Annotated in this window: 20 protein-coding genes and 1 tRNA gene; 6 read left to right on the top strand and 15 right to left on the bottom strand. The window is 67.0% G+C overall.

All coding sequences use genetic code 11. The features are described 5' to 3' along the window. Nucleotides 1-3 precede the first annotated feature (3 nt). Nucleotides 4-648, top strand: coding sequence for a maleylacetoacetate isomerase (maiA, locus tag CFB52_RS14705; RefSeq protein WP_099316832.1), 645 nt, complete (start codon nucleotides 4-6; stop codon nucleotides 646-648). A gap of 59 nt (nucleotides 649-707) precedes the next feature. On the opposite strand, the gene ftsY is transcribed toward maiA, so the two are convergent. After that, nucleotides 708-1853, bottom strand: coding sequence for a signal recognition particle-docking protein FtsY (ftsY, locus tag CFB52_RS14700; RefSeq protein WP_099316831.1), 1146 nt, complete (start codon nucleotides 1851-1853; stop codon nucleotides 708-710). Nucleotides 1854-2071: 218 nt separating this feature from the next. On the opposite strand from ftsY, the gene rsmD reads away from it, so the two are divergent. From rsmD to CFB52_RS14685, 3 genes are all read left to right on the top strand, one after another. After that, nucleotides 2072-2686, top strand: coding sequence for a 16S rRNA (guanine(966)-N(2))-methyltransferase RsmD (gene rsmD, locus CFB52_RS14695; RefSeq protein ID WP_099316830.1), 615 nt, complete (start codon nucleotides 2072-2074; stop codon nucleotides 2684-2686). A gap of 111 nt (nucleotides 2687-2797) precedes the next feature. Then, the gene (gene coaD / locus CFB52_RS14690) at nucleotides 2798-3295 is read left to right on the top strand and encodes a pantetheine-phosphate adenylyltransferase (RefSeq protein WP_014895999.1); all 498 of its coding nucleotides are present in this window, start codon (nucleotides 2798-2800) and stop codon (nucleotides 3293-3295) included. A gap of 59 nt (nucleotides 3296-3354) precedes the next feature. Further along, nucleotides 3355-3621: a YfhL family 4Fe-4S dicluster ferredoxin gene (locus CFB52_RS14685; protein ID WP_006477774.1), complete on the top strand. Its 267-nt coding sequence runs from the start codon at nucleotides 3355-3357 to the stop codon at nucleotides 3619-3621. Nucleotides 3622-3701: 80 nt separating this feature from the next. On the opposite strand, the gene hisC is transcribed toward CFB52_RS14685, so the two are convergent. The 8 genes from hisC to CFB52_RS14645 form a co-directional block, all read right to left on the bottom strand. Further along, a complete protein-coding gene (hisC, locus tag CFB52_RS14680; protein WP_099316829.1) occupies nucleotides 3702-4769 on the bottom strand; it encodes a histidinol-phosphate transaminase in 1068 nt (355 codons plus the stop codon). 118 nt (nucleotides 4770-4887) lie between these two features. Beyond that, on the bottom strand, nucleotides 4888-5487 hold the full coding sequence (gene pth / locus CFB52_RS14675; protein ID WP_060009005.1) for an aminoacyl-tRNA hydrolase: 600 nt from the start codon (nucleotides 5485-5487) through the stop codon (nucleotides 4888-4890). Between the two features lie 118 nt (nucleotides 5488-5605). Then, nucleotides 5606-6211 carry a 50S ribosomal protein L25/general stress protein Ctc gene (locus CFB52_RS14670; RefSeq protein ID WP_059575641.1) on the bottom strand — a complete coding sequence of 202 codons (606 nt, stop codon included), beginning with the start codon at nucleotides 6209-6211 and terminating at the stop codon, nucleotides 5606-5608. A gap of 161 nt (nucleotides 6212-6372) precedes the next feature. After that, a complete protein-coding gene (locus tag CFB52_RS14665) occupies nucleotides 6373-7335 on the bottom strand; it encodes a ribose-phosphate pyrophosphokinase (RefSeq protein ID WP_059575643.1) in 963 nt (320 codons plus the stop codon). A 44-nt stretch (nucleotides 7336-7379) separates the two neighbouring features. Further along, nucleotides 7380-7456: transfer RNA gene (locus tag CFB52_RS14660), tRNA-Gln, on the bottom strand. A gap of 55 nt (nucleotides 7457-7511) precedes the next feature. Beyond that, complete coding sequence (ispE, locus tag CFB52_RS14655) at nucleotides 7512-8393, bottom strand: 4-(cytidine 5'-diphospho)-2-C-methyl-D-erythritol kinase (RefSeq protein WP_059575646.1); 882 nt, start codon at nucleotides 8391-8393, stop codon at nucleotides 7512-7514. Nucleotides 8394-8421: 28 nt separating this feature from the next. Beyond that, nucleotides 8422-9042 (bottom strand): lipoprotein insertase outer membrane protein LolB, encoded by a 621-nt coding sequence (gene lolB, locus CFB52_RS14650; RefSeq protein WP_089465157.1) that lies wholly within the window; start codon nucleotides 9040-9042, stop codon nucleotides 8422-8424. Then, a complete protein-coding gene (locus CFB52_RS14645) occupies nucleotides 9042-10865 on the bottom strand; it encodes a tetratricopeptide repeat protein (RefSeq protein ID WP_099316828.1) in 1824 nt (607 codons plus the stop codon). The genes lolB and CFB52_RS14645 overlap by 1 nt, the downstream gene beginning before the upstream one ends. Before the next feature lie 246 nt (nucleotides 10866-11111). On the opposite strand from CFB52_RS14645, the gene mutM reads away from it, so the two are divergent. Beyond that, entirely contained in the window at nucleotides 11112-11939 is an 828-nt protein-coding gene (mutM, locus tag CFB52_RS14635; protein WP_099316826.1) for a bifunctional DNA-formamidopyrimidine glycosylase/DNA-(apurinic or apyrimidinic site) lyase, read from the top strand. 24 nt (nucleotides 11940-11963) lie between these two features. Further along, nucleotides 11964-13070 carry an A/G-specific adenine glycosylase gene (mutY, locus tag CFB52_RS14630; RefSeq protein WP_059575653.1) on the top strand — a complete coding sequence of 369 codons (1107 nt, stop codon included), beginning with the start codon at nucleotides 11964-11966 and terminating at the stop codon, nucleotides 13068-13070. Between the two features lie 120 nt (nucleotides 13071-13190). Here mutY and CFB52_RS14625 read toward each other — a convergent pair whose 3' ends face one another. From CFB52_RS14625 to CFB52_RS14600, 6 genes are all read right to left on the bottom strand, one after another. Beyond that, entirely contained in the window at nucleotides 13191-13826 is a 636-nt protein-coding gene (locus CFB52_RS14625) for an LON peptidase substrate-binding domain-containing protein (protein WP_011546241.1), read from the bottom strand. 27 nt (nucleotides 13827-13853) lie between these two features. After that, nucleotides 13854-14762: an RNase adapter RapZ gene (gene rapZ / locus CFB52_RS14620; protein ID WP_059575656.1), complete on the bottom strand. Its 909-nt coding sequence runs from the start codon at nucleotides 14760-14762 to the stop codon at nucleotides 13854-13856. Nucleotides 14763-14836: 74 nt separating this feature from the next. Further along, complete coding sequence (gene hprK / locus CFB52_RS14615) at nucleotides 14837-15805, bottom strand: HPr(Ser) kinase/phosphatase (RefSeq protein WP_006483133.1); 969 nt, start codon at nucleotides 15803-15805, stop codon at nucleotides 14837-14839. 129 nt (nucleotides 15806-15934) lie between these two features. Further along, a complete protein-coding gene (locus CFB52_RS14610) occupies nucleotides 15935-16447 on the bottom strand; it encodes a PTS sugar transporter subunit IIA (RefSeq protein ID WP_373680949.1) in 513 nt (170 codons plus the stop codon). Between the two features lie 194 nt (nucleotides 16448-16641). Then, the gene (hpf, locus tag CFB52_RS14605; protein WP_006477786.1) at nucleotides 16642-17001 is read right to left on the bottom strand and encodes a ribosome hibernation-promoting factor, HPF/YfiA family; all 360 of its coding nucleotides are present in this window, start codon (nucleotides 16999-17001) and stop codon (nucleotides 16642-16644) included. Between the two features lie 159 nt (nucleotides 17002-17160). Continuing rightward, entirely contained in the window at nucleotides 17161-18666 is a 1506-nt protein-coding gene (locus CFB52_RS14600; RefSeq protein ID WP_059642617.1) for an RNA polymerase factor sigma-54, read from the bottom strand. Between the last annotated feature and the right edge of the window lie 158 nt (nucleotides 18667-18824).

The following is an 18824-nucleotide window of genomic DNA, read 5'->3' as shown; positions in this document are numbered from 1 at the left end:
CCCATGAAGCTCTACAGCTATTTCCGCAGTTCCGCGTCGTACCGCGTGCGGATCGCCCTGAACCTGAAGCAGTTGCCGTTCGACTATGCGCCCGTGCACATGCTGCGCGACGGCGGCGAGCAACTGAAGGACGCGTACCGCGCGCTGAATCCGGATGCGGTCGTGCCGACGCTGATCGACGGCGACGCGACGCTGCAGCAGTCGCTCGCGATCATCGAATATCTCGACGAAACCCATCCCGAGCCCGCGCTGCTGCCGAAGCGGCCGGTCGATCGCGCGTACGTGCGCGCGGTCGCGCTGCAGATCGCGTGCGAGATTCATCCGCTCAACAACCTGCGCGTGCTGAAGTACCTGAAGCACACGCTGAAGGTGTCCGAGGACGCAAAGAACGCGTGGTACCGGCACTGGATCGAGGCGGGCTTCGACACGCTGGAGACGCGTCTCGCGAACGATCCGCGCACCGGCAAGCTGTGCTTCGGCGACACGCCGACGCTCGCCGACGTGTGCCTCGTGCCGCAGGTGTTCAACGCGAACCGCTTCTCGATCGATACGACGCGTTTCCCGACGATCCAGCGAATCGTCGACCATGCGGCGACGATCGATGCGTTCAAGGCCGCCGAGCCGGGTGTGCAGCCCGACGCGGAATGAGCGCGACCGCATGAAAAAGGGCGCCCGAAGGCGCCCCGCGCGAGGCGAGCCGGCGGCGGTCAGCCGAGCAGCGCGTCCGCGAATTCCACCGCGCTGAACGGCTGCAGGTCCTCGACCTTTTCGCCGACGCCGATGAAGTAGACGGGCACCGGCCGTTGCCGCGCGATCGCGGCGAGAATCCCGCCCTTCGCGGTGCCGTCGAGCTTCGTGACGATCAGGCCGGTCAGGCCCAGCGCGTCGTCGAACGCCTTCACCTGCGTGAGCGCGTTCTGGCCGGTGTTCGCGTCGATCACCAGCAGCACCTCGTGCGGCGCGCCGTCGTGCGCCTTCGCGATCACGCGCTTCACCTTCTTCAGCTCTTCCATCAGGTGCAGCTGCGTCGGCAGGCGGCCGGCCGTGTCGGCCATCATCACGTCGATCTTGCGCGCGCGCGCGGCGCTGACCGCGTCGAAGATCACCGCGGCCGGATCGCCGCTTTCCTGCTGCACGACCGTTACGTTGTTGCGCTCGCCCCAGACGGCCAGCTGCTCGCGCGCGGCCGCGCGGAACGTGTCGCCGGCGGCCAGCAGCACCGACTGGTCGAAGCTCTGCAGATGCTTCGCGAGCTTGCCGATACTGGTCGTCTTGCCCGCGCCGTTCACGCCGGCGATCATCATCACGAGCGGCTGCGCGCGGCCGAGCATCAGCGATTTCTCGAGCGGCGCCAGCAGCTCGACGAGCAGGTCGTGCAGCGCATCCTTCACCTGCTGCGGATCCGTCAGCCGGCCCGCGCGCACCTTCTCGCGCAGCGCGCCGAGCAGGTATTCGGTCGCGTCGACGCCCGCGTCCGACATCAGCAGCGCGGTTTCGAGCTCCTCGTACAGGTCCTCGTCGATCTTCGTGTTGACGAAGACGCCGGTGATGCTCGAGCCCGTCTTCGCGAGCCCCGTTTTCAGGCGCGCGAGCCACGACTTCTTCGCGGAGGCGTCCTGCTGCGGCGGCGGGACGATCTCGACCGTCTCGACGACTTCGTCGCGGCCGTCGTTGGTCGGGGTGACTGTCATCACGACGGCCGGCGCGGCCGGTTGGGCGCTCGCCTGCGGCGGCTCGGCCGCGGGTGGCGCGTCGGCGTCGGACGCTTCGTCCGCTTGCTGCGCGTCGGCCGATTGCGATTCCGCCGGATTGGGCTCCTGCGTTTTCTTGAATCGTTTGAAGAAACTGAACATGGTCTGGCGTCGGGAAGAGGACGGGCCGCCGCCGGGGGCGGGGGCGCCGGACGGGCCGTTCTGCGTTCGCGTGGGCGCGGCGCTCGGCGGCCGAAACCGTGCATTTTATCAGTGCGGCGTGGCGCTCGCGTCAGCGCGCGTCGCCGCTGTGGTAACGTGCGCCTGTTTGGCGGCGCGCGGCTGCGCGCGTCCGGTCCCTCCGTTGTCGATATTCCCGAATGTCCCGTTCCTCTTCCGGCCGCTCAGCGGCCCCTTCCGGCCGCGGCAAGCCGCACACGATCCGCATCATCGGCGGCGACTGGAAACGCACGCCGCTCGCGGTGCTCGATCTCGATGGCCTGCGCCCGACGCCCGATCGCGTACGCGAGACGCTGTTCAACTGGCTCGGCCAGGATCTCGAAGGCTGGCGCTGCCTCGACCTGTTCGCGGGCACCGGCGCGCTCGGCTTCGAGGCCGCGTCGCGCGGCGCGGCGAGCGTCGTGATGGTCGAGCGCCATCCGCGCGCGGCGCACCAACTGCGTGCGATCAAGGACAAGCTCGGCGCCCGTTCGGTCGAGATCGCCGAAGCCGATGCGCTGCGGCTCGCGGCCGGGCTCACGCCGGGCGCGTTCGACGTCGTGTTCCTCGATCCGCCGTTCGACGACCTGGTCGCGCTCGAGCGCGCGATCGCGCTGGCGGCACCGCTCGTCGCGGCGGACGGCGCGCTGTACGTCGAAACGGGGGCGGAACTCGATCCGGCCGCGCACGACGCGCTGGCTGGCTGGCAGGTGGTGAAGCGCGGCAAGGCCGGGGCGGTTCACTATCATTTGCTGCGGCGCGAAAATGATGAATAATGCGCGTTCCATACGAGGCGGCGCGCCGCAAAGGCGACGCATGCCCATCTCGGCAGCGGCGCGTGCATCGCACGGCTGCCATCCCGTTTGCGTGATGACAGGAGGAGCGACATGGTAGTCGCCGTGTATCCCGGTACGTTCGATCCGCTGACGCGCGGGCACGAAGACCTCGTGCGGCGCGCGTCGAGCATTTTTGATACGCTGGTGGTGGGCGTTGCCGACAGCCGCGCGAAGAAGCCGTTTTTCTCGCTCGAAGAACGTCTGACGATTGCGAACGAGGTGCTCGGCCATTACCCGAACGTGAAGGTGATGAGTTTCACGGGCCTCCTGAAGGATTTCGTCCGCGTCAACAATGCGCGCGTGATCGTGCGCGGGCTGCGCGCCGTGTCCGATTTCGAGTATGAGTTCCAGATGGCGGGGATGAACCGCTATCTGCTGCCCGACGTCGAGACGATGTTCATGACGCCGTCCGACCAGTACCAGTTCATCTCGGGAACGATCGTGCGTGAAATCGCGCAATTGGGCGGCGATGTCAGCAAATTCGTGTTTCCGTCCGTCGAGAAATGGTTGACCGAGAAAGTCGCCGCGATGGGAGGCCCCGCCGCGTGACGCGGCGTCGGCCGGTTTCGTTGCGAGGCCGGCCGACGGCCTGAAGAAGTGAGATCAGTATGGCTTTGATGATTACCGACGAGTGCATCAATTGCGACGTGTGCGAGCCCGAGTGCCCGAACGGCGCGATTTCGATGGGCCCGGACATCTACGTGATCGACCCGAACAAGTGCACCGAGTGCGTCGGCCATTTCGACGAACCGCAGTGTCAGCAGGTGTGCCCGGTCGAATGCATTCCGCGCGATCCGCAGCATGACGAATCGCACGCGCAATTGATGGAGAAGTATCACGCGTTGATCGCCGTGAAGGGCGACGACGCATCGTGATTCTGCGCTGACGCGCGCGCCTCGATTGGCCCGCGCGCCGCGCTTTCGGATCGGCGCCGCCCGGCGCCGATCTTTCCGTGTCAGGCCAGCAGTTCGCGCAACGCCGCGACGAGTGCATCGCATTCGGCATCGGTGCCGACGGTGATGCGCAAGTGCTGGTCGATCCGCGGCAGCCGGAAGTGCCGCACGAAAATTTCCCGTTCCTTCAGCTTCGCCGCGATCGTGCCCGCATCGTGCGCGGGATGGCGCGCGAACACGAAATTCGCGGCCGACGGCACGATCTCGAAGCCGAGTGCGCCGAGCGCATGCGTGAGCCGCGCGCGGCTGTCGATCACGCGCCGGCAGGTGGCGTTGAAATGATCGGTGTCTTCATACGCGGCCTGTGCGGCGACCTGCGCGAGCCGGTCGAGCGGGTACGAGTTGAAGCTGTCCTTCACGCGGTTCAGCGCGTCGATCAGCGCCGCATCGCCGAACGCGAAGCCGACGCGCATGCCCGCGAGCGAGCGCGCCTTCGACGTCGTATGCACGACGAGCAGGTTCGGATGACGGTCGATCAGCGTAATCGCCGACTGCGCGCCGAAATCGACGTACGCTTCGTCGATCACGACGACCGACGACGGATTCGCGGCCGCGATCCGCTCGACGTCCGCGAACGGCAGCGCGCGCCCGGTCGGCGCGTTCGGGTTCGGAAACAGCACGCCGCCGGCGTCGTCGAGATAATCGTCGACGCGGATCGAGAAATCGTCCGCGAGCGGCACGACCGTGGTCTCGACGCCGTACAGGCGCGCGTAGGTCGGGTAGAAGCTGTACGTGATGTCGGGAAAGCGCAGCGGCCGGTCGTGCTTGAGCAGCGCCTGGAACGCATGCGCGAGCACCTCGTCGGAGCCGTTGCCGACGAACACCTGTCCGGGCTGGATGCGGTGATGGGCCGCGACCGTCTCGCGCAGCGCGCGCGCGACCGGATCCGGATAGCGGCGCAGCGTGTCGCCGGTGTCGCCGAGTTCGCGTGCGATCGCCGCGACGACGCGCGGCGACGGCGGATAGGGATTCTCGTTGGTGTTCAGCTTGACGGGGTGCGCGAGCGCGGGCTGTTCGCCCGGCACGTAAGGCACGAGTTGCTGAACGACGTCGCTCCAGTAACGGCTCACCGCTTGGCTCCTGTCGGGCAAAAACGTCCAGATTACCGCATGTGCGCGTCGCGGTGGGGCGGGCGAGGCCGCCCGGTTGCGCGGGACGGCCGATGCACCGGGCCGGTGCGGCGGGCGATCAGTTGCGATGCAGTTGCATCGTCGCGCGGTCGAGTTCGCCCTTGACGACCATCGGCATCACGGCGAGCGCGCGTTCGATCGATGCGTCGATCACGTCCTGTTCCTCGCGGCGCGGCGGCTTCAGCACGAAGTTCGCGACGTCGGGCTTCGCGCCGGCGCGCGCACTTTCCGGAATCAGGTCGCGCGGATGGCCGATGCCGATCCGCAACCGCCAGTATTGCTGCGACGACAGATGCGCGGTGATGTCCTTCAGCCCGTTGTGGCCGCCGCTGCCGCCGCCGAGCTTCAGCTTCACGGTGCCGGGCGGCAGATCGAGCTCGTCGTGCGCGACGAGGATCTGGTCGGGCAGGATCTTGAAGAATTGCGCGAGCGCGACGACCGACTGGCCGGAGCGGTTCATGTAGGTCTGCGGCTCGAGCAGATGGACTTCCTCGCCGTGCAGGCGCGCTTTCGCGTAGAAGCCGTGGAAGCGGCGTTCGTCGCGCAGCGTCGTGCCGGCTTCGCGGGCGAGCTGGTCGACCAGCCAGAAACCGGCGTTGTGGCGCGTCGCGGTGTATTCCGCCCCGGGATTGCCGAGGCCGACGATCAGTTTGATCATGACGTTTCGAAGGCGGCGGCGGCCGCCTGGGCGCAGAAAAAGAAAAACCCGCCGGGCAAGCCGCGGCGGGTTGCGTCGACCGTTTCGCGAAACGGATCGATGGGGCGCAGGCAGCCGCTCAGGCAGCCGGCGTTTCGCCTTCTGCTGCGTCCGACACGGCACCAGCCGGGATCGTCGCCGACGCGACAACCGGGTTTTCCGCGTCGACGTGCGCGACCAGCGTCACGCCCTTCGGCAGTGCGATGTCCTTCGCGTGCAGCGACTGACCGGCTTCGATCTTCGACAGGTCGACTTCGAGGAACTCCGGCAGGGCAGCCGGCAGGCACTCGACTTCGATTTCCGTCGCGACGTGCGAAACGACCGCGCTCGACAGCTTGACGGCCGGGCTGACTTCAGCGTTCAGGAAGTGCAGCGGCACCTTCGTGTGCAGCTTCTTCTTCGCGTCGACGCGCTGGAAGTCCACGTGCAGCACCAGTTGCTTGAACGGGTGGTATTGCACGTCGCGCAGCAGAACCTGTTGCGACTGGCCGGCCACTTCGAGATCGAGGATCGACGAGTGGAAAGCTTCCTTCTTCAGGGCGTGCCACAGGGCGTTGTGATCGAGTTCGATCTTTTGCGGGGCGGCTTCGCCACCGTAAACGATACCCGTGGTCTTACCGGCGTTGCGCAGGCGGCGGCTCGCACCCGTACCTTGCTGTTGGCGCTCGAAAGCGACGACTTTCATGTGATTCTCCAATGGCTGCCCGCGACCAGGCAGTAAAACGGGGCCATCAAATGGCGGCCCCCGATGAAACGGCCGGGGTTTCGTCTATCCCGTCCGATTGTGCAAAAAGCGAAGCGTTGCCGCTTCGCTTTCCGCGCATGCTTTGTTGCGTCGATTCGCGATCAGGATTCCGCGAACAGCGACATCACCGAATCGCCGCGGCGAATCCGCGAGAACGTCTCGGCCAGCAGGCTCGCGCTCGTCAGCGAGCGGATCTTCGAGCACGCCAGCGATTCGGCCGACAGCGGGATCGTATCGGTGACGACCAGCTCGTCGAGTGCCGATGCGGCGATGCGGTCCGCGGCGCCGCCCGACAGCACCGGGTGCGTCGCGTAGGCGAACACCTGCTTCGCACCGCGGTCCTTCAGCACTTGCGCGGCCTTGCAGAGCGTGCCGGCCGTATCGACCATGTCGTCCATGATCACGCAGGTGCGGCCTTCGACTTCACCGATGATGTTCATCACTTCGGCGACGTTCGCCTTCGGGCGACGCTTGTCGATGATCGCGAGATCGCAGTTGAGCTGCTTCGCGAGCGCCCGGGCACGCACCACGCCGCCGACGTCCGGCGACACGACGAGCAGATCCGAGTAGTTCTGCTTGCGCAGGTCGCCCAGCAGGATCGGCGTCGCGTAGATGTTGTCGACCGGGATGTCGAAGAAGCCTTGAATCTGGTCGGCGTGCAGATCCATCGTGATGATCCGCTCGACGCCGGCGATTTCCAGCATGTTCGCGACGACCTTCGCCGAGATCGCGACGCGCGCCGAACGCGGGCGGCGATCCTGACGGGCATAGCCGAAGTAGGGGATGGCAGCGGTGATCCGGCCGGCGGATGCGCGCTTGAGCGCATCGACCATGATCATCAGTTCCATCAGGTTGTCGTTCGCCGGTGCGCACGTGGATTGCAGGACGAAGACATCCTTGCCGCGCACGTTTTCCTGGATCTCGACCTGGATCTCGCCGTCGGAGAAACGGCTGACCATTGCTTTGCCGAGGGGAATACCAAGGATACTGACGACTTCCTGGGCGAGCGCGGGATTCGCGTTGCCAGTAAAGACCATCAGGCCATCATGGCTGTGGCTGCTCATCGTGCACCTGCTTCAGGCTTGGGCGGGAAATGCGGGAAAATTTTTGGCAGGGGAGGAAGGACTCGAACCCTCGCATGCCGGAATCAAAATCCGGTGCCTTGACCAACTTGGCGACTCCCCTACACTTAACTGATAACTTCACCGAACATGTGTAGGCCGTTCGGCAAAGTAAAACTTCATGACGCGAAAGCGAAGAGCGGATGCTCGTTCAGGCTCTCGGCAACTGCGCCATTCCAACTGGCGGGCAGTTTGGCTTTCGCCGCTTCTGCCTCGTGCTTGCTGTGAAACGCTGCAAACACGCTTGCTCCGGAGCCGGTCATCCTCGCGGGGGTCACATCATACAACCATTTGACCACCTGCGCAACTTCCGCGTACTTCCTTGTTACAACTTCCTGCATATCGTTCCGGCCGAAGCTATCTGGCCATCCCGCATCGCTGGTTTGCTGTGCAAGAAAGTCAGCAATTGTGACGGGCTTCGTATCTCTTGTCAACAACTCATCTGAAAATATTTCAGCGGTCGGGACATGAACGCGTGGCGTCACAACCAGGAACCAGCGAGTCGGCAATTCTACCTCAGCTAATTCTTCTCCGATACCCTCCGCGAACGCATTTTTTCCGAAAATAAAAAACGGGACGTCGGCGCCGAGTTTGACCGCGAGCGACTGGAGTTCCGCGCGCGGCAGATCCAGTTGCCACAGGCGGTTCAGCGCGAGCAGCGTCGTCGCCGCGTCGGAGCTGCCGCCGCCGAGGCCGGCGCCCATCGGCAGGATCTTGTCGATCTCGATGTCGACGCCGTGCGCCGCGCCCGTATGCGCTTTCAGCAGATTGGCCGCGCGCACGACGAGATCGCTTTCCTCGGGCACGCCGGGCACGTCGGTGACGCGTGCGACGCGGCCGTCGTCGCGGCGCGTGAAGTGCAGCGTGTCGCCCCAGTTCAGCAGCTGGAATACGCTCTGCAGATCGTGATAGCCGTTCGGACGGCGGCCGGTGATGTGCAGGAACAGGTTGAGTTTCGCGGGCGCCAGGCAGTTGCGCAGCGAGCGGGTCGAATCGGTCATGCGGGTATCGAGGCTTAAGCGCGCGTGCTCACTGATCGAGCACGAGCTTGATGTCGAGCGGCGGCGTCGCGCGCACGAGGTTGACGCGTTTGACGCCCGTGGCCGGGGCATCCGCGTAGGCAAGGTAGTCGATCGTCCAGCCGTCCTGGCGGAGCTGCTTGATGCGCGCGCCGTCGGCCGGGTCGCGCACCGTTTCCGCGGGCGTCGCCGGGGCGGCGGTCGGCAGCAGCCAGTAGCGCAGGCCCGCGAGCGGCAGCTCGAAGCCGAGCGCTTTCTGCATCAGGTCGCCGACGTCCGGCGCATATTGGGTCGGGCGGTTCGGCAATTCGAGCGACGCCGCGCGCGGCGTCGATTTCACGACCGCGAGCGTCTGGCCGAGCGGGCTGCGCAGTTCGAGCGACACGTCGTCGCCGTGCTCCTGCCAGTCGAAGTTGCCGTACACGTTCTGCGGGTTGCCGAGACGATCGTCGTACCGCACCGCGAAGCGGCCGTGGTACGCATGGGTCGCCGCCGTCTGCAGCGCGGCGCCCGTCGGCGCGTTGGCCGACGGCGGCGTGCTCGCGCAGCCGGCGAGCGCGAGCGCCGCGCCGGCCGCGGCCAGCGTGCGCTGCGCGCGCGAGGGCAGGGAAAACATCGGGAACATCCGCATCAAAGGTCGTTGATCTGCAGGCGTTTCAGCGTCTGCACGAGCGTTTCGTTGTCGGGTTCGAGCTTCCGCGCGGCGCGCCACGCGTTGCGCGCGTCGTCCTGCGCGCCGCTCTTCCACAGCACTTCGCCGAGATGCGCGCCGATTTCGGCGTTCGGCTGCAGTTCGTATGCGCGCTGCAGCACCTTCGTCGCGCCGGCCGTGTCGCCCATCCGGTACTTCACCCAGCCGAGGCTGTCCATGATGTATGCGTCGTTCGGCGCGAGCGACATCGCCTTGTCGATCAGCTTGCTGGCCTCGGGCAGGCGCTGGTTGCGGTCGGCGAGCGAATAGCCGAGCGCGTTGTAGGCCTGCGGGTTGTCGGGCTGCGTACGGATCAGCTCGCGCAACTGCTTTTCCATCATCGCGTAGTGGCCCGTCTTTTCGGCCGCCATCGCGTAGTCGTAGCGCAGGTCGGGATCGTCCGGGAAGTCCTGGACGGCCTGTCCGAGCCGCGCTTCCGCTTCCGGATAGCGCTTCGCGGTGAACAGGATCGACGCATCGGTGCGCGCCACCACGGCCGCGTCGCGCGGATCCGTGATCGGCAGATTGTCGAGCACCTTGCGCGCCTCGTCGGTCTTGCCCTGTTTCTGCAGCAGTTGCGCGCGCGTGATCTGCGCGGGCAGGTAATGCTGGCTCGTCTGGTCGACCTTGTCGAGCCATTGCGACGCCTGCGCGTCGTTGTTCTGGTCGATCGCGATCTGCGCGAGGTAGATGTAGCCCTGGCCGACGTCGAGGTTCGGCTGCTTGTCGCCGAGCTGCACGTACTGCTTCAGGTAGCCGGTCGCCTCGTCGAGTTTCTTCTGCTGGATCTTGATCAGCGCGAGCGCCATCAGCGGCGTCGGATCCTTCGCGTCGAGCTTGCGCATCGTCTCGAACTGCTTCTGCGCGTCGTCGAGGCGGTCGTCGGCGAGATAGAGCTGCGACAGCGCGAGCCGTGCGTCGCGCGACTTTGGATTCTGCTGAACATACTTCTCGAACGACGCGATGCCCGCCGCGCGTTCCGCCGGCCCCATCTGCGACAGCATCAGCGCAGCCGGCAGGTAGTCGGGACGGATCTGCAGCGCCTGCTTCAGCGACTGCGCGGCGCCGTCCTTGTCGTCGACCGCGAGCTGCTGGCGTGCGATCGCGAGCTGCGCCTCGGGGCGGCTCAGGTCGTTCTTCAGCATGTCCTTCAGCACCGCGAGGCCGCCGACGCGGTCGGGGCCGCGCACGAGCAGCGCCTGCAGCGCGAGGATCGCCGGGCCGCGCGTCTCGCCGGTCGCGCGGGCCAGCTCGCGCGCGAGCATCGGCTGCGCGTCGGCCGGCTTGCCGGCGAGCACCAGCAGCGCGGCGTCGACCTGCGACGCGCGGTTCGAATCCGGCGCGTACTGACGCCACAGATTCGCGGCGGACAGCGCGTCGGCCGGGCTCTGCGCGCCGAGCGCGATTTCGGTCGCGCGCTGCGCCATGCGCGGATCGCGCGTGTCGCGGGCAAGCGCGAGGTAGGTCTGGTAGGCCGGCGCCGGCTGGTTGCGCTGGAGCGCGACCTCGGCGGCGAGCACCTGGTAGACGATCTGGCTCGTCAGCGGCACGCCGGGGAGATTCTTCTGCTCGTCCGGCATCACATGCTCGAACGCACCCTGCGGCTGCGCGTCGTCCGATGCCGGATCCTGCGCGTGGGCCGGGAAGGCGGTGAGGGTCCAGGCGGCAAACAGCGCGGCGCCGAGTGCACGACGGACCGGGAAGGCGCGCGCGCCGCGCACGGCGGCGGGGCGCTTCTGAAGCAGCTTCGAGGGCAGAGTCATGGAAATCCGTTCGATGTTTCAACCGATTGTAACGCGCTCGCTACAATACACGCACGATCGTGATAGGGTCCGCTTGCCTGTGGAATCCCCATGCGAATGCCCGAAATCGCGCGCCTCGCGTGCTGCCGGGCGGGCGATTTCGGGCATTCCCGTGTTTCATTCGGGGGAGTCGCGAGAGCGGCCGCTCGCGCGGCGGCGCATGCGCGTTCCCCATGCAAGCAGACCGTAGCCTCAGACCCGCAAAACATGCCAGAGTTGCCAGAAGTCGAAGTCACGCGCCGGGGCATCGAGCCCTTTGTCGCGGGCCGCCGCGTCGAGCGTGTCGACGTCCGTACCGCGATGCTGCGCTGGCCCGTGCCGGCGGGGCTCGCCGAGCAGTTGCGCGCGCGCGAGGTGCTCGCCGTCGAGCGCCGCGGCAAGTACCTGCTGTTCGAAGTCGATGCCGGCTGGTTCATCGTCCATCTCGGGATGACCGGCACGCTGCGTGTGCTGCCCGCGGCCGGCGTGCCGGTCGCCGCGAAGCACGACCACATCGACTGGATCTTCGACGAGTTCGTGCTGCGGTTTCGCGATCCGCGCCGTTTCGGCGCCGTGTTGTGGCACCCGCGCGAAGCAGGCGACGTGCATGCGCATCCGCTCCTCGCGAGCCTCGGCGTCGAGCCGTTCTCGCCGGCGTTCACCGGCGCGCTGCTGCACACGCGCACGCGCGGCCGCACGGTATCGGTCAAGCAGGCGCTGCTCGCGGGCGACATGGTCGTCGGCGTCGGGAACATCTATGCGTCGGAGAGCCTGTTTCGCGCCGGCATCCGGCCGACGACGGCCGCCGGCAAGGTTTCGCTGGCGCGCTACGAGCGGCTGGCCGACGCGGTGCGCGCGACGCTCGCCGACGCGATCGAGCGCGGCGGCAGCACGTTGCGCGACTTCGTCGGCAGCAACGGCGAAAGCGGCTACTTCCAGCTCGACTGCTTCGTCTATGATCGTGCGGGCCAGCCGTGCCGCGTCTGCGGCGCGTCGGTTCGCCAGATCGTGCAGGGCCAGCGGTCGACCTATTTCTGCCCGACGTGCCAGCGTTGAAACCCTTTTCCACGATCAGACAACTTGAAGCCGCCCCGCATCGCCCCCGCTCCGTTCCCCGTCACGCCGCTGCACCGCACGTTCGCCACGCGTCTCGTCGCGTGGCAGCGCGAGCATGGCCGCCATGACCTGCCGTGGCAGAACACCCGCGATCCGTACCGGATCTGGCTGTCGGAAATCATGCTGCAGCAGACCCAGGTGTCGACCGTCATTCCGTATTACACGCGCTTTCTCGACCGCTACCCCGACGTCGCCGCGCTCGCGGCCGCGCCGAGCGATGACGTGATGGCGTTGTGGGCGGGGCTCGGCTACTACTCGCGCGCGCGCAACCTGCACCGCTGCGCGCAGGTCGTCGTCGCCGAGCACGGCGGCGCGTTTCCGGCGACGCCCGACGCACTGGCCGAACTGCCCGGCATCGGCCGCTCGACGGCCGCCGCGATCGCGTCGTTTGCATACGGCGCGCGCGCGACGATCCTCGACGGCAACGTGAAGCGCGTGCTCGCGCGGGTATTCGGCGTCGAGGGCTTTCCGGGCGAGAAGCGTGTCGAGAACGACATGTGGGCGCTCGCCGAATCGCTGCTGCCCGATGCCGCGAACGCGGCCGACGTGAGCGCGTATACGCAGGGGCTGATGGATCTGGGCGCGACGCTGTGCGTGCGCGGCAAGCCCGACTGCGCGCGCTGCCCGTTCGCGGGCGACTGCGTCGCGCAATCGACCGGCCGCCAGCGCGAACTGCCGGCCGCGCGGCCGAAGAAGGCCGTGCCGACGCGCAAGACCTGGATGCTCGTGCTGCGCGACGGCGACGCCGTGCTGCTGGAGCGACGGCCGCCAACCGGTATCTGGGGCGGGCTGTGGAGCCTGCCGCAAGCGGACGGCGATGCCGCGCTGGCCGATCTCGCGCGCGGCTTCGGCGGCGGCGGCACGGTGCCGCTCGCGCCGCTCACGCACACGTTCACGCATTTCCGGCTCGAGATCGAGCCGCGGCTGAGCGATCTGGCGGACGGCGGCGGCCTGCCGTCGCAGGCGCGGGACGCGGACACCGCGTGGGTGCCGCTGAGCCGGCTCGACGCGTACGGCGTGCCGGCGCCCGTGCGCAAGCTGCTCGACGCGCTGAGCGGGCCGCTGCTGTAACGAGCGGGAAGGGCGCGGCGCGTGCCGCGTGGGGGAAGGCGCCGGGTGGCCGCGCGCAGGAGAGGTTTTCGGGCGGGCGCGACGCGCGACGCGTGATGCGCGACGGAGCGGGCGCGGGCGTTACAGCCAGCCGTGCCGGTCGAGCACGTGGTGCACGGCGTCGATGCGCGCGCCGACGTCCGGAAACTCCATCAGCTTCTGCCGCGCGCGCAGGTCGAGCGGCAGCAGTTCCGCGAGACGGTTCGATACCCAGCTCGGATCGTCGAGGCGGAACGGTTCGCCGAACGGCATTTTCTCCGGATCGGACTTCTTCAGCGCGTCGATGATGCGCTCGAGCACCTCGGCGCACGAGCCGAACTGCGCGAGCGCCTGTTCGCCTTCGAGCGGGATGTCGTCGGGCAGCGGCTCCGCGATGCCGACCAGCAGCCCGTTGCCTTCGACGCGATACGACAGCAGCTCGAAACGCTGCGTGCCGACCGCCTGCAGATACAGCATCCCGAATTCGCCGGTATCGCACTCGGTGATGCGCGCCATGCAGCCGATGGTCTCGGGCACCGACACCGCGCCGTCCTGCGCGACTTCGGGCCCGCTCTTGAGCAGGCACACGCCGAACGGTGCGTCGTCGCGCAGGCAGGCGCGCGACATGTCGAGATAGCGCGCCTCGAACACCTTGAGCGGGAGCAGCCCTCCCGGAAACAGCACCGTGTGCAGCGGAAACAGCGGCAGGTCGATCAGGGTGGTCGATAGGGAGGACATGGCGCGCGGGCGTGGGGGCGGGTGTCGCTAGGGTCGGTCGACCTCGGAGACGAGCCGCGACGACGCGTCGACATCCACTGGCGCGTCACGATGCCGCACGATCACGTTCGCCTCGCGCGCCAGGCGCGCGGCGAGCGTTTCCGCGATGAACACCGAGCGATGCTGGCCGCCCGTGCAGCCGATGGCCACGGTCAGGTAGCTGCGGTTGTCATCGCGGAAGTGCGGCAGCCATTTCATCAGGAACGCATGGATGTCGTCGATCATCTGGTGGACGATCGGCAGTGCGTCGAGAAAGGCGATGACCGGCTGGTCGAGCCCGGTGAGCGGGCGCAACTCGTGGTCGTAGTACGGATTCGGCAGCGCGCGCACGTCGAACATCAGGTCGGCGTCGAGCGGCACGCCGCGCTTGAAGCCGAACGATTCGAACATCACCATCAGGTCGTTGTTCTTCTGCTCGATGAAGCGCTTGACCCAGGTGCGCAGCGCGTTCGCGCGCAGCGTGCTGGTATCGATCTGATGGCCGAATTCGGCGAGCGGCGCGACGAGCTCGCGCTCGCGCTCGATCGCTTCCTCGAGCGACGACAGCAGGCCGACGTCGGCATCGTGCGACCGCGAGCCGGACAGCGGATGGCGGCGACGCGTTTCGGAGAAGCGCTGGATCAGCGCCTGGGTGCTCGCGTTGAGGAACAGCACGCGCACGTCGTGCTCGCGGGACAGCTCGCGGATCAGGCCGGGCATTTCATCGAGCGACGCGCTCGAGCGCGCGTCGATCGCGACCGCGAGCCGGCGCTGGCCGTCCTGCGCAAGGTAGCGGGCGAGTTCGGGGAGCACGTGCGGCGGCAGGTTGTCGACGCAGTAATAGCCTGCGTCCTCGAGCGCGTTCAGCGCGACGGACTTGCCTGAGCCGGAGATGCCGGTGATGAGGACGATGCGCATGGGAGCAGAGAATCCTGACGTTTCATCATAGCACCGGCTCGACGCGTCGGCGTTGCGCGGCCGGCGCGTGCGGGTTACACCAGTTTGCCGGGGAACTGACTGTCGGGATCTTGCATCGCGAGTCGTTGCCGATCCATGAAATCGCGCAACGTGTCGATTCCGCGCAACTGCAGGATCGTGTTCCGGACGGCCGCCTCGACGAGCACCGCGAGGTTGCGGCCGGCCGCGACCTGGATCGTGACCTTGCTGATCGGCAAGCCGAGCACGTCGACGGTCTGGCTTTCGAGCGGCAGGCGCTGGAATTCGCCGTCGGGGCGCCGCACGAGCTGGACGATCAGCTTCAGCTTCATTTTCCGCCGCACCGCGGTTTCACCGAAGATCGTCTTGATGTCGAGCAGGCCGAGGCCGCGCACTTCGAGCAGGTTCTGCAGCAGCGGCGGGCAGCGCCCTTCGACGAAATCGGGGCCAAGACGGACGAAATCGACCGCGTCGTCGGCGACGAGGCCGTGGCCGCGGCTGATCAGCTCGAGGCCGAGCTCGCTCTTGCCGAGGCCCGAATCGCCGGTCAGCAGCACGCCCATCCCGAGGATGTCGAGGAACACGCCGTGCAGCGTCGCGCGCGGCGCGAGAATGCGCGACATGTAGAGCCGCAGGCTGTCGATCACCGCGGCGGCCGACATCGGCGTCGTGAACAGCGGCGTGGACGAGCGCGTGCAGCGCAGCACCAGTTCGGGCGGTGCCGCCGCGCCGCCGGCGACGACGAGGAACGGCGGCTCGAGCGCGATCAGCTCGGCCATGTGGCGCGAGCGGTCTTCGTCGGTCTGGCGCTGGTAGTAGTCGATTTCGGCTTCGCCGAGCACCTGGATCCGGTTCGGGTGGATCAGGTTCAGGTGGCCGACGAGGTCGGCGCTCGATGTCGCGTTGCCGACCGTGTCGGCCGAAAAGCCGCGTTCCCAGCCTTCATGCCCCGTCAGCCAGCTCAGTTTCAGCGTGGCTGCGTTGTCGTCGAAGATGCTCTGGGCGTTGATGCTGGACGTATCCATGACTCTCGTCACTCCAATGGGCCGGTGCGGGCGCGCGGCGACGGACGTCGCCATGCCGGGCCGGCGCCGGGCGGCCCTGGACGGCGACATGCGCCGCCTCGTACGGGGAAATATTCCGCCCGGAACAACTCAAGGTTGCCACTGAGTGAGCAGGCGATGCAACTCGGCGATATCCGTTTCGTTGTGCAGACGCTCGCGCGCGTCGCGATCGGACAGCAGTTGCGCGATCTCCGACAGGATCTCGAGGTGCTGCTGCGTGGCTTGCTCGGGGACGAGCAGGAAGATCAGGAGGCTGACCGGCTGGCCGTCGGGCGCTTCGAACGGAATCGCATCGGCGAGGCGGACGAACGCGGCGAGCGGATGCTTGAGGCCCTTGATGCGGCCGTGCGGAATCGCGACACCTTCGCCGAGCCCGGTCGAACCGAGGCGCTCGCGCGCGAACAGGTTGTCCGTGACGGTGCTGCGGCCGATGCCGTTCTGATTCTCGAACATCAGCCCGGCTTGTTCGAAGACGCGTTTCTTGCTGGTGACCGAGAGGTCGATGACGACGTTCTCTATGGGCAGGATTTTGGCTAGGCGATTCATGTTGGCAGGCGATTGGGCGGCCTGGGGTCTCCTTGCGGTGGCGGACTGATTTTCCATGTTCGGCGATATCAAGGCATGTGGCATGGCAACCTGCAACGCCGCTACCGCATCCAACACCCCCCGGCGATAACCGGGACATTATAGAGCACAGCCGCGCGCGTGGCGCAGCACGGTCGGACCGGTTGCACCTGCGCTCGGAGTGGCAAAAAAAACGCCCGGCGAACCGGGCGGCGTGCGTGTTGCGGTGACGATCACTGCGGCGGCAGTTCGATCTGGTCGATCGACGGTTGAAGCTTGATCGGGTCGTGCGCGTGCGTTTGCAGGCGCTCCATGTGCTTGACGACCTGGCGATCCAGCTTGTCGATCAGCAGATCGATCGCGGCGTACAGGTTGCCGTTCGCGCTTTCGACGAAGATGTCCTTGCCCTTCAGGTGCAGGTTGATTTCCGCGCGCTGCTGCTTGTCCTTTTCCTTGTGGTTGTCGACCGAGAGGATCACAGTGCCATCGATCACCTGATCGCTATGCCGTAGCACCCGGTCCAGCTTGGTGATCACGTATTCGCGAATTGCAGGCGTGACTTCGAGATGATGTCCACTGATCTTCAGGTTCATAGTGCTTCTCCAAGCGAGTGACCACCCGGCCGCATCGAGGCGGCGCTCCGGTCGACTTGCCCGTGCCGCACGAAGGCGGCGTATCGCGGACAGGTCGCCCGGCCTGTTCCCCGTGTGCGCGGTGGTCGGGACACGCCTGCCACCGGGCAGGCAGCAGGCTTAAAGAGACTTGCGCAGATTCACTGCCGGGATCTTGAGGGCTTCGCGATATTTCGCAACCGTGCGGCGCGCGACCACGAACCCCTGTTCTGCCAGCAGCTCGGCAATGCGGCTGTCCGAAAGTGGCGATTTTGGGTCTTCAGCTCCTATCAGTTGCTTGATGAGGGCTCGGATGGCGGTCGACGAGGCGGCGCCACCGGTGTCGGTCGAGACGTGAGATCCGAAGAAGTACTTAAATTCAAGCGTCCCGAACGGGGTCAGCATGTACTTCCCGGTTGTCACACGGCTGACAGTCGACTCGTGTAGGCCCAGCGTATCAGCTATTTCCCGCAAAACCAAGGGGCGCATGGCAATTTCACCGTGCGCGAAGAAATTCTTCTGACGCTCGACAATAGCCTGCGCGACACGCAGGATCGTGTCGAAACGCTGCTGGATGTTCTTGATCAGCCAGCGCGCTTCCTGGAGCTGCTGTTTCAACGATCCGGCCGACGGGTCGCCGCGGCTGTTGCGCAGGATGTTCGCGTACAGGTTGTTGATCCGCAGGCGCGGCACGACCTCCGGATTGAGCTCCGCGAGCCAGCCTTGGCCGGCCTTCTTCACGATGATGTCGGGCACGACGTAGTCGGCCTCGGCCTTCCCGTATGCGGCGCCGGGGAACGGCTCCAGCGAGCGGATCAGCGCGTGCGCGTCGCGCAGCGCGTCGTCGGTCGCCTTCAGGTGCTTGCGCAACCGTGTGAAGTCGCGTGCGGCGAGCAGTTCGAGATGCTGCGACACGATCTCGAGCGCGAGCGTGCGCGTGGGGGACGGATCGAGACGCAGCAACTGCAGCTTCAGGCATTCGGAGGCCGAGCGCGCGCCGACGCCGGCCGGGTCGAAGCTGTGCAGTAGCGCGAGCGCCGCGTTCAGTTCGTCGCAGTCGATTTCCAGCTCGGGCGGCAGATCGGCGAGCACTTCGTCGAGCGTGGCGGTCAGGTAGCCGTCGTCGTCGAGCGATTCGATCAGGAACATCACGAGCGCGCGATCGCGCGGGCCGGCCTGCGTGACGCGCAACTGCGCGGACAGGTGGTCGCGCAGCGACGTCGCGGCTTCCTGCACCTGCAGCGGCGGCAGATCGTCGTCGTCGGACGCGCCGCTCGAGCGGCCGTATTCGTCGAGATTCCACTGCGGGCCGTCGCTGCCGTCGCCGGACGCATAGCCGTCGTATTCGTCGGCGCCTGCCGGCTCGTCGCGTTCCGCGCGATCGCTGGACGTACTGGTGCCGTTGGCCGCGGCGGGTTCGGTGTTCGATGCGGGGGGCGTCTGCGCGATCAGCGATCCGTCCGCGGCGACGCGCAGCGGGCTCGCGATCCATTCGTCGTCGTTCTCGAGCAGCGGGTTCTGCGCGACGGCCATCGCGACTTCCTGCTGCAATTCGAGCGTCGACAACTGCAGGAGCCGGATCGACTGCTGCAGCTGGGGCGTCAGCGCAAGATGTTGCGACAGGCGGAGTTGAAGGCTGGCTTTCATGGCAAGGAGGGAGTCATACCGGCAGTTTGCCACGACCCAGGCGCGTTGAGCCATCCGCGATTACGCGTGGCGCGCCGCCCGGCCGCGGGCATGCCCGCGGGCGTGGATGCAAAGCGGGGCGCAGCCCCGCGCGGCGCTGCCGGGCGGGGTGCAGCCAG

It is taken from the genome of Burkholderia sp. AU18528 (genome assembly GCF_002223215.2).
Lineage (GTDB): Bacteria > Pseudomonadota > Gammaproteobacteria > Burkholderiales > Burkholderiaceae > Burkholderia > Burkholderia semiarida.
The sequence above is the reverse complement of the archived record's forward strand: the minus strand, read 5'-3'. Positions and strand labels throughout refer to the sequence as shown.

What these genes read in the sequence shown, in the direction of transcription:
- maiA (WP_099316832.1), top strand. Translation starts at nt 4, where the DNA reads ATGAAGCTCTACAGCTATTTCCGCAGTTCCGCGTCGTACCGCGTGCGG.
- ftsY (WP_099316831.1), bottom strand. Translation starts at nt 1,853, where the DNA reads ATGTTCAGTTTCTTCAAACGATTCAAGAAAACGCAGGAGCCCAATCCG.
- rsmD (WP_099316830.1), top strand. Translation starts at nt 2,072, where the DNA reads ATGTCCCGTTCCTCTTCCGGCCGCTCAGCGGCCCCTTCCGGCCGCGGC.
- coaD (WP_014895999.1), top strand. Translation starts at nt 2,798, where the DNA reads ATGGTAGTCGCCGTGTATCCCGGTACGTTCGATCCGCTGACGCGCGGG.
- CFB52_RS14685 (WP_006477774.1), top strand. Translation starts at nt 3,355, where the DNA reads ATGGCTTTGATGATTACCGACGAGTGCATCAATTGCGACGTGTGCGAG.
- pth (WP_060009005.1), bottom strand. Translation starts at nt 5,487, where the DNA reads ATGATCAAACTGATCGTCGGCCTCGGCAATCCCGGGGCGGAATACACC.
- CFB52_RS14670 (WP_059575641.1), bottom strand. Translation starts at nt 6,211, where the DNA reads ATGAAAGTCGTCGCTTTCGAGCGCCAACAGCAAGGTACGGGTGCGAGC.
- CFB52_RS14665 (WP_059575643.1), bottom strand. Translation starts at nt 7,335, where the DNA reads ATGAGCAGCCACAGCCATGATGGCCTGATGGTCTTTACTGGCAACGCG.
- ispE (WP_059575646.1), bottom strand. Translation starts at nt 8,393, where the DNA reads ATGACCGATTCGACCCGCTCGCTGCGCAACTGCCTGGCGCCCGCGAAA.
- lolB (WP_089465157.1), bottom strand. Translation starts at nt 9,042, where the DNA reads ATGCGGATGTTCCCGATGTTTTCCCTGCCCTCGCGCGCGCAGCGCACG.
- CFB52_RS14645 (WP_099316828.1), bottom strand. Translation starts at nt 10,865, where the DNA reads ATGACTCTGCCCTCGAAGCTGCTTCAGAAGCGCCCCGCCGCCGTGCGC.
- mutM (WP_099316826.1), top strand. Translation starts at nt 11,112, where the DNA reads ATGCCAGAGTTGCCAGAAGTCGAAGTCACGCGCCGGGGCATCGAGCCC.
- CFB52_RS14625 (WP_011546241.1), bottom strand. Translation starts at nt 13,826, where the DNA reads ATGTCCTCCCTATCGACCACCCTGATCGACCTGCCGCTGTTTCCGCTG.
- rapZ (WP_059575656.1), bottom strand. Translation starts at nt 14,762, where the DNA reads ATGCGCATCGTCCTCATCACCGGCATCTCCGGCTCAGGCAAGTCCGTC.
- hprK (WP_006483133.1), bottom strand. Translation starts at nt 15,805, where the DNA reads ATGGATACGTCCAGCATCAACGCCCAGAGCATCTTCGACGACAACGCA.
- CFB52_RS14610 (WP_373680949.1), bottom strand. Translation starts at nt 16,447, where the DNA reads ATGGAAAATCAGTCCGCCACCGCAAGGAGACCCCAGGCCGCCCAATCG.
- hpf (WP_006477786.1), bottom strand. Translation starts at nt 17,001, where the DNA reads ATGAACCTGAAGATCAGTGGACATCATCTCGAAGTCACGCCTGCAATT.
- CFB52_RS14600 (WP_059642617.1), bottom strand. Translation starts at nt 18,666, where the DNA reads ATGAAAGCCAGCCTTCAACTCCGCCTGTCGCAACATCTTGCGCTGACG.